An 8,713-nucleotide genomic window follows, 5' to 3' on the forward strand; every position below is an offset into this window, starting at 1 on the left:
AAGCCCCCCAGTGGCGGTTGGGGGCTTTTTTGCGCTGCTCCTCGCGCTGGCCGGGTGTTCGGGCACCAAGTTTATTCCCGAAGGCAGTAAGCTGTATACCGGCAGCACCGTCACTCTCAAGTCGGAAAGCGCCATTCCCAACGAATCAGTACTGACTACGGAGCTGGAATCGGTGATTACACCCAAGCCTAACGCCTCCATTCTGGGGCTGCGCCCCAAGCTGTATTTCTGGCACATGGGCGAGGGCAAAACCAAAGGCCTAGGCAAGTGGCTGGCCGATAAATACGGCGAAGCGCCGGTGCTGCTGAGCGCCGTGGACACCAATAATGTGAAGGGCCTGATGACGAACCGCTTGTACAACAACGGCTACTTCAAGCCCACGCTCAGCAGCCAAGTGAAGGTAAAGGACAACACGGCCTCCGTAGACTACACGGCCGCGGTGGGCAAGCCGTATCTGATCAAGGAAATCCACTTTCCTGACCGCGACACGCTCATCGACCGCGCTATCCGGGCTACAGAGCCCAATACGCTGCTCAAAGTCGGTGACCCGTACAACCTGCAAACGCTCATCAACGAGCGGGTACGCATCGACGCGGCCCTCAAAAATCAGGGCTACTATTATTTCGCTCCCGACTACATTCTGTTCCAAGTAGATAGTACTCTGGATAATGAGGCGAACGTCTATCTGAAAATTAAGAGCACGATTCCGCCGCAGGCAGCCATGCCCTACCTGCTCAACCGGGTAACCCTGGACACCGACTATACCCTTTCCGATACCACCGAAGGGGCCAAGGAACCCTTCATGTTTCGGGGCTACCGCTACTTCCCCGATGAGGAAGTATTTAAGGCGAAGGCGATTACCAACGCCACCTTTATTTACCCGGATAGCCTTTACCGCCGCCGCCGCTCCGACCAGACACTGAGCCGGCTGATGAGTCTGGGTACGTTCAAATTCGTGGACATTCGCTACCGCCCCGCCGCCAACCAGCCTGATTCGGGCGGCTATGGCCGCCTCAACTCCCTGATTCGCATGACCCAGGTGCCCAAGAAGTCGCTGCGGGCGGAGGTGCAGATGAACGTATCCAACATCTTCACCGGGCCGGGCATTGTGGTGCAGTTTCGTAACCGCTCTGCCCTGCGTGGGGCCGAGCAGCTGCTGATTAACGCGCGGGCCTCGTTTGAAACCGGCAACGGCATTCAGTCGGGTGTTACTTCCACCACCATCGGGGTCGATGGACAACTGCTGGTGCCGCGCCTGATCACGCCGCCCTTCAACATTCGTCTGGTCAACTCGGATTTCCAGCCGCGCACCTTTTTTAATGCAGGCTACAAATACGTGCTGCGCACCAGCTTCTTCCAGCAGGATGTGTTTAACCTGGGCTACGGCTACAGCTGGAAAACCAAGCTTACCAACGAGCAGCAGCTGCAGCCCATCAACATAGAATATCTGCGCCTGGCCAACACCGACACCGCTTTTGATGCTTTGTTGGAGGAGCGGCCGTTCCTGGCCAATAGCTTCCGGCAGCAGTTTATTCTGGGTAGCAACTACAGCTATACCTACAACCAGCAAGTGCTGGAGCAGCGTCGCAACCAGATTTATTTCAACGGTGGCTTGGAGTTGGCCGGCAACCTGGCTTACCTGACCCAGAGCCTGCGCGCGGCTCCGCAGAATGAGTTTGGCGACTATAACCTGTTCGGACAGGAGTTCGCGCAGTACACGAAAGTCAATCTGGAACTGCGCAATTACTACCGCATCTCGCCCGACCCGACCAGCGGCAACCGCTTTGCTACGCGCTTATTAATTGGGGTGGGCGTGCCGTACAAGAATTCCGAGGCGCTGCCTTACCTGAAGCAATACGGTATTGGCGGCCCTAACAGCGTGCGAGCCTTCGCCGCGCGGGGCATCGGGCCCGGCACGTATCGCTCCCGGGACCCAGAGGACGTAACCAGCTTCTACGACCAGGTGGGCGACATGCGTCTGGAAGCCAACATCGAATACCGCCACGACTTGTTTCCCTATGTAAAGGGTGCGCTCTTCGTGGATGCCGGTAATATTTGGCTTATCAACGCAGATCCGGATCGGCCCACCTTCGACGCAAACGGTCAGCCCGACGGCAAAAACGGCCAGTTTCGCTTCAACAGCTTCTTGCAGGAATTGGCCGTAGGTGCCGGCGCCGGTATCCGCATCGACGTGCAGTTCTTCGTCATTCGCTTCGACGCCGCTTACCCCCTGATTTATCCGTTTGAGAATTCAACTTTCCAAGCACCTAATGGTGACGAATACAATAAACTGGACTCTGGCTTTAAGGCTGTTCGCTTGAATATTGGCATTGGTTATCCATTTTAACCACAAAGCTGCGCGCTATAGGTACGCATTGTGCAGGGTGCGAAACGCATGGACGAGTACCCGCCCTGGCGGGTGCCTACCGTTAAAAGGCATAGTATAGATTAGACCAAAAAGCCCCCCAGAAGTTTTCTGAGGGGCTTTTTTGACCAATGTTCTGTCCTTCCTGCCAGCGGTTGTGCTCTATTTAGGTAATAAAACCCATTATTGCACCACCCGAACGCGTACAGCCGTCGGAATGATCTGCTTGCCATCTTCTAGGGTGAGCAAGAAGTAAAATGGCAGCTGATTCGGATTCTGGGCCGTGAAGCTACTGTTCGGCGCCACTAGACCCGGCTGACCAGCGGTTCCTGCCCCAACGCGGGTGCGATAGGCGTTGTACGTGTTCAGGTTCGAGGAGAACGTGATTTGATTTGTGCCGTTGCCGAGGATAGGTACAATCGTCCTGCTAGTCGCGTTGTAGTTGTAGGCCAAGGCATCGGCGCCGGCCATGTTGGCTAAGCCGGCAGTGCCGGTCGTGATCTTGCTGATTTCTCGGATTTTGCCTTTGTCGGCCGGAATCTCCAGGATGATCGTAAAGGCCCCGGTTTCGGCCGGAGCGGTGGCCGTGGCAGCGCGAGGCTCCTTGGCCGTAACGATGGGGAAGCGCTCAAAGAATTCCTGGTTCGGCACGGTTACCGGAATGTCGGCAATGCTGTCCTCCAGGGGCCCCAGCGTTTTATCGTCGTACTCTTTTTCACAAGAGAATGTAGTTGCTGAGAGCAACAGGAGGGCAAGAATATGAATGAGTTGTTTTTTCATGGGGTAACGCTGAATTGTGGTGCAACTGCCTAGCCTACTTAATAGCCCACCACACGAGTTCGGTTGTCAGGGGCTGGGGGGTAGGAATGTTAGTTGAGTTGGCAGTAATTTCTGTGTTAGGATAAAACAACCTTGACGGAATGCTGGTGGGGCTCTCTGAGCTAGGATTAGTCACGATAGCAAGGCGGGGATAACCAGTGCGGCGGTAGTCGTTGTAGGCTTCGTAGCCGTTGCCTACCCACGCGATCCATTTCTGGGTGATGATCTGGTTGAGCATACGCTTGTTATCACCCGCTAAGGTTACCACTTTGGGATTATCCGTGAAGTACTTCGTTATGTCCGTAACGCCGGCTTTGGTCATAGAGGCCGTAATTCCTTCCTGAAAGAGCTTCTGCGCATTCACCAGGTCGTTCTGCGACAGGTAATACTCCGCCAGGATAAAGGCCCGCTGAAAATTAGTGATGATGCGCACCGGGGCTTCGCCGCTGGCCCCTACCACGTAGGCGTTGTAACGTGAGCGGTTGGCCCGGATCGGAACGGGAGCAGTGCCAGCATTATCATACCCCGTGAAAATGCCGACGGCCGTGGTAGTGGCGGCGCTGTTGGCTGGAGTAGTCGTAAAGAACAAAGGCAAACGCGGGTCTCTCAACACCCGCAGGCTATCCAGAAAGCGCTGGCTCAGCATCTGGTCATCCGGGCGGGTGACGTAGTTGTAAGCATAGAAAGGGTTCTGATTGCCTACTGACGTGCCATAAGGCACCTGAAAGTCATTGGCGTTGGACGTGATGATGGCACTCGGGCCCTTAGCTAATACTTCTTTAATCACGGCAGTGGCCAGGGCCGGCTCTTTTACGCTGATCGTGTTGGCCAGCTTCAGCAGCAGCGTATTGCCAAACTGCTTCCACTTGGCGATATCGCCCTTGTACACCAGATCATCGGCGCCGGGCTTCAGGGCGCTGGGTTTGTCGAGGTCGGCTAAGCCCTCACGCACCAAATCAAACAGACTTTGAATTTCCAACTGAGCATTGCCCTTGTAGATGTCTTCCTGCTTGTCGAAGCGCGGCTGTAGATTAGGGGTAGCCAGATTGCCCTGGAGCGCCTGCGAATACGGAACATCACCCCACAAATCCGTCGTGAAGGCGAAGTTATAGGCCTTAAGCAGCTTGGCAAACCCCGCGTATACCGGACTGGTGTCCTGCGTATTATTGATGATTTGCTGCGATTGGTTCAGGCCACCACCATAGAGTTCCTGATTCCATTGGTTATCGTAGCTGCCGCGCAGCTGGTAAGTGTCATAGGTGCGAGGCTGATTAGCGATGCCGGCTGTATGCTGAATCAGCAGTGCGGTTACGCGGCCCAGGTCGTTGCCCACGGCAAAGCCCGTGGTGGCTTGCACCCCCGTGAGCAGCACCGAGGGCGGCACGGTCAGGGGGCGGTTAGGATCGGTGTTTACATTTAGAAAATCATCCTTTTTGCAGCCCATAGCAGCTAGGCCTAATGCCGCCGCCAGTGAGTACCGGACAAGAGTTGATTGTATCATATGGAGTCAGCGGGGGCAGGTTAAAGAGAAAAACGAAGATTAACGCCGTACGTGCGGGCATTTGGTGGGCCTTGTAGGTCCAGGCCGCGGATGTTGCCGGCACCTTGGGTGTTCAGCTCGGGGTCAAAGTTGGCGTTGGGCGCGTAGTAAAAGAGATTGCGGGCCGTCAGCGAGAGGTCAACCTGGCCAAAAGGCAGGCTGGTCAGCAGGTTCTTGGGCAAAGAGTAGCCCAGCGAGACTTCGCGCAGGCGGTAAGCGGTGCCATCGTACACGTTCAGATTGCTTTGCTGCCCAAACGAGCGCCAGTAGCTTTCGGCATCCACCTGAATATTGTTGGGGCGGAACGTGCCGTCCGCGTTTCTGATTACGCCCGGAATAATGCGGGGCAACTCCCGGTCTTTGCCCGTTTCGGCCAGCGCCCCGTTCGAGCGGTAGCTGCCATTGGTGAAAGAAAGCACATCACCGCCCTGCCGGGTGTCAACCAGGAAGGAGAAAGTGAGGCCGCGATACGAGAAGTTGTTGGTAATGCCACCCTGCCACCGCACGTTGGGGTCAGCAATAATCTCGTTGGGCGTGTCGGCCACGAACAAGCCGGTGCGTGCGTCGATGATGTACTGGCCATCGGGAGCAGTTGTCTTTTTGCCCCCCACAATCACGCCGTAGGGCTGCCCCTTCACAATGAAAGGCAGGCTGCCGATAAAGCCGCTGCCGTTGATGCGGGCACGCTCTACCCCTTCGGTGATATATACCACCTTGTTGCGGTTCAGGGTATAGTTAGCCGTTACGTCCCAGCGGAAGTTGTCGGTGCGCACGGGCGTAATAGTCATCAAGCCTTCGATGCCCTTATTATCCAGGCGGCCCACGTTGGCGAAGCGTTGCGTAAAGCCTGTCGAGCCCGGAGTCGTGATGGGCACGATCTGGTTGTCGCTGATCGTTTTATAGGCCGTCAGATCGAACGTGAGGCGGTTGTCGAAAAAGCCCAGGTTCAGGCCTGCCTCGTACGATTTGGTGAACTCCGGTTTCAGGTTGGGGTTGCCCAGCGTATTGCTGATGGCAAACCCCCCGGCCCCACCCAGGGGAAAGTTGAGGTTGGCCACGTTGTTGCCTAGGGATGTTACGGAGTAGTAGGTGTTCAGGGCGTAGGGGTCAGCGTCCCGGCCTACCTTGGCGATGTTGGCGCGCACCTTACCATACGAAAAGATATCCCCCGAAATCTGTAGGGCGTCAGAGAACACCAGCCCGATGGTAGCGGAGGGGAAGAAGTAGGAGTTACTACCCTGGGGTAGGGTCGAGGATTGGTCGATCCGGCCCGTGGCATCCACGAACAGGTAGTCACGGTAAGCCAGCGAGAGCTGGCTGTAGTAGCCCAGCAGGCGGCGCAACGAGGAGGTTTCGCCGGTGCCGTTCGAGAATACGGCCCCCACGGCGGAGTTGGCAAAGCCGGGAACCAGAATGTTATCCGCTTGCGAGGAGATCCGCTGGCTCTGCCGCTGATTGATGTTCTGGCCCAGCAGCAGGTTAGCGTTGAGCCCCTCGACCAAAACATTATCCTTCTTCAACATAATGAGCAGGTCGCCGTTGATCTCAGCGCTGTAAATAGACTGGTCCAGCACCTGGCCGGTAGGAAGCCGGGCGGCACCTACGGCGTAGATCTGCTTGCGGCGGTCGGTGTAGGTGTCCAGGCCCAGCCGGTAGGATACATTAAGCCAGGGGGCAATTTCGTAGCTCAGGTTGCCTACGTTGATAAAACGAGTCAGCTTGCTGGTGGTCGGGTTGTTTTCCAGGTTCCAGCGGGGGTTGTCGCTGCCAGCAAAAAAGATACTGCGGTTGGTGATCGGATCTTTATAAGGCAGGCCGCCCAGATCATAGCTGCGCGGAATATTGACGAGTTGACCAAAAGCACTGCTGCCATTGCCTACCAGCGGCCCCAGCTGGTTCGTTAGCACCAGGTTCACGGAGCCCCCGGCCTTCAGCTTGTTTAGTAGGGTAGTATTGCCCCCCAGCTGCACGCTGGTGCGATTCAGGTTGGCAAAATCCGTGATGCCCTTCTGATTAGTCTGGTTGACGTTGAGGCTGAAGTTCTGATCCTTGGTGCCGCCGGCGATGTTTACGCCGTTGGTCAGCAGTCGGCCGGTCCGAAAGAAGTCCTCAATGTTATTGGGATACGCCTGATAGGGCAGGTTAGTGCCGTCGGGCAGCAATAGCCCGTTGGCCAGCGTCGGGGTAGTGCCAAACCGAGGCCCCCAAGAGCCAGCTGATCCGGTGTTGATATCGCCGCCCGTGGTGGTAAGTACGCCGCCCGTGCCCTGGCCGTAGTCATTCTGAAAGTCCTGAATGCCGTAGGCTTGCTGAAAGCTCAGGCCCGAGTTGACGGTTACTTCCAGTTTCTTGTTGAGGTTTCGGCCCGATTTGGTGGTGATGATAACGGCCCCCGCGGCGGCCCGCGAGCCGTAGAGCGCGGCGGCGGCGGGGCCTTTCAGGATATTGATGCTTTCCACATTGTTGGGGTCAATGTCCAGGGCGCGGTTGGACGACTGCGCCGCCCCCAGCGTGCCCAGCGGCCCGCCGTTGGTTACGTCCAGCGAGTTGCTGATCGGAATGCCATCCACCACGAATAGCGGCTGGTTGCTGCCTTGCAGCGAGGTAATGCCCCGGATGTTGATGTTGGTGGAAGAACCTGGCAGGCCGCTGGAGCTGGTAATATTTACGCCCGAAACCTTGCCCTGCAAGGCATTGAGTACGTTGGGCTCCGACTTGCGTGCTATTTCCTCACCTTTGATTTGCTGTTGGGTAGTATTTACCGCCCGGATGTCTCTTTCAATACCCAGGGACGTGACCACGACCTCCCCCAGCTGCTTGGTATCAGAAGCGAGCTTGACGTCAATTTGGGTTTCCGTGCCGATAACCCGTTCCGAGGTAGCATACCCAATGGAGCTAAATACCAGCGTACCACCCGTGGCGGGTACGCTCAAGGTGTAGGCACCATCGGCACCCGTAGAAACACCATTAGTAGTACCTTTTAGCAGTACCGTAACGCCGGGTAGACCCTCACCATTTTGGGCATCCGTAACCCGGCCGGATATGCCTTTGTTTTGCGCCGTCACCTGCTGAAGCAGCGTGACCATGAGCAATAAACTCATGAGTATAATTCGTTTCATGCAGAAAGATGGTTAATGAAGTGAGTGGTGTATAGGTACTCTAAAAATAGCAAGGAAAGCAAGGACTCTATTTCATTTCTATTATTTATTTTCTAAAGCTTCATTCTTAATCTATATATTAGATATTGTGATTTATTGGTTCCGTCGTTTTTGAAAAAATGCAAAAAACTAGTTTTAGTAGGCTCGCTTAGCTACTTATAGCAGTTTCGTGTCTGGCGTACCTGTTTAAGTTATTTATTCGTTGATAATCGGGAATTTACACTGAATAAAAAGCGTACATCGTTTACGAAGCCGCTATAGGATTTAGATGGACTGCCTTCTTTTAATTCAACTTCTTGTACACTATTGTATTATCAGTGACGTAATCTGGTCTTTAAGCAAAACGACAGCTAAATAGCTTTTTATATTTGATACACGAGTTGTGGTGTTTCGCGCCGTACAACACCTCAGCATGAGCGCTGTAATTACCAGCCAATAAACTTCTTAGGTATTTTGATTGAAGAAAAAATTTATATAAAATATTTCAAAAAAATTCTGAGGCTCGACCTATTTTATTTATAAATAATAGTGCTCTTTTTGAACAAATCTGATTTTTGATAAGAGTTATAATGGGTATTTCGACTTTATCTTTGAAGTAATTCTCCCACGTTATAGCGGTTTTGTGAACGGTGCAACCCGGCTGATGTAGAGACGCGTATTCGCGTCTCGTCGTCCGCGCCGCCTGCCCGGTTTCGTTCAACGACGAGACGCGTATTCGCGTCTCTACATCGGGTATCTACGGTTCGCGAAACCGCTATAAGAAAATCATAGTGCTGACTATGGCCAACATATCTTATGGTATTGACCATAAAAAAGCNCCACACACGACGT

At 54.5% G+C, this 8,713-nt stretch carries 4 protein-coding genes; 1 reads left to right on the plus strand and 3 read right to left on the minus strand.

Annotated features, from left to right (window positions below; all coding sequences use genetic code 11):
• The first annotated feature begins 10 nt into the window (after positions 1–10).
• Positions 11–2,347 (plus strand): translocation and assembly module lipoprotein TamL, encoded by a 2,337-nt coding sequence (tamL, locus tag B9A24_RS03320; RefSeq protein ID WP_159451932.1) that lies wholly within the window; start codon positions 11–13, stop codon positions 2,345–2,347.
• Positions 2,348–2,548: 201 nt separating this feature from the next.
• Here tamL and B9A24_RS03325 read toward each other — a convergent pair whose 3' ends face one another.
• The 3 genes from B9A24_RS03325 to B9A24_RS03335 are packed head-to-tail and all read right to left on the minus strand — an operon-like array spanning position 2,549 to position 7,843.
• Positions 2,549–3,145, minus strand: a complete 597-nt coding sequence (locus B9A24_RS03325) for a hypothetical protein (RefSeq protein WP_084443754.1) — start codon at positions 3,143–3,145, stop codon at positions 2,549–2,551.
• A gap of 34 nt (positions 3,146–3,179) precedes the next feature.
• Complete coding sequence (locus tag B9A24_RS03330) at positions 3,180–4,685, minus strand: SusD/RagB family nutrient-binding outer membrane lipoprotein (RefSeq protein ID WP_143434736.1); 1,506 nt, start codon at positions 4,683–4,685, stop codon at positions 3,180–3,182.
• Positions 4,686–4,705: 20 nt separating this feature from the next.
• Positions 4,706–7,843: a SusC/RagA family TonB-linked outer membrane protein gene (locus B9A24_RS03335; protein WP_084443756.1), complete on the minus strand. Its 3,138-nt coding sequence runs from the start codon at positions 7,841–7,843 to the stop codon at positions 4,706–4,708.
• Positions 7,844–8,713: the final 870 nt, after the last annotated feature.

The organism is Hymenobacter roseosalivarius DSM 11622, assembly GCF_900176135.1.
Classification (GTDB): domain Bacteria; phylum Bacteroidota; class Bacteroidia; order Cytophagales; family Hymenobacteraceae; genus Hymenobacter; species Hymenobacter roseosalivarius.

Bases quoted from the DNA above. Each gene is read 5' to 3' on its own strand.
- B9A24_RS03335 (WP_084443756.1), bottom strand. From the start codon at position 7,843: ATGAAACGAATTATACTCATGAGTTTATTGCTCATGGTCACGCTGCTT.
- B9A24_RS03330 (WP_143434736.1), bottom strand. From the start codon at position 4,685: ATGATACAATCAACTCTTGTCCGGTACTCACTGGCGGCGGCATTAGGC.
- B9A24_RS03325 (WP_084443754.1), bottom strand. From the start codon at position 3,145: ATGAAAAAACAACTCATTCATATTCTTGCCCTCCTGTTGCTCTCAGCA.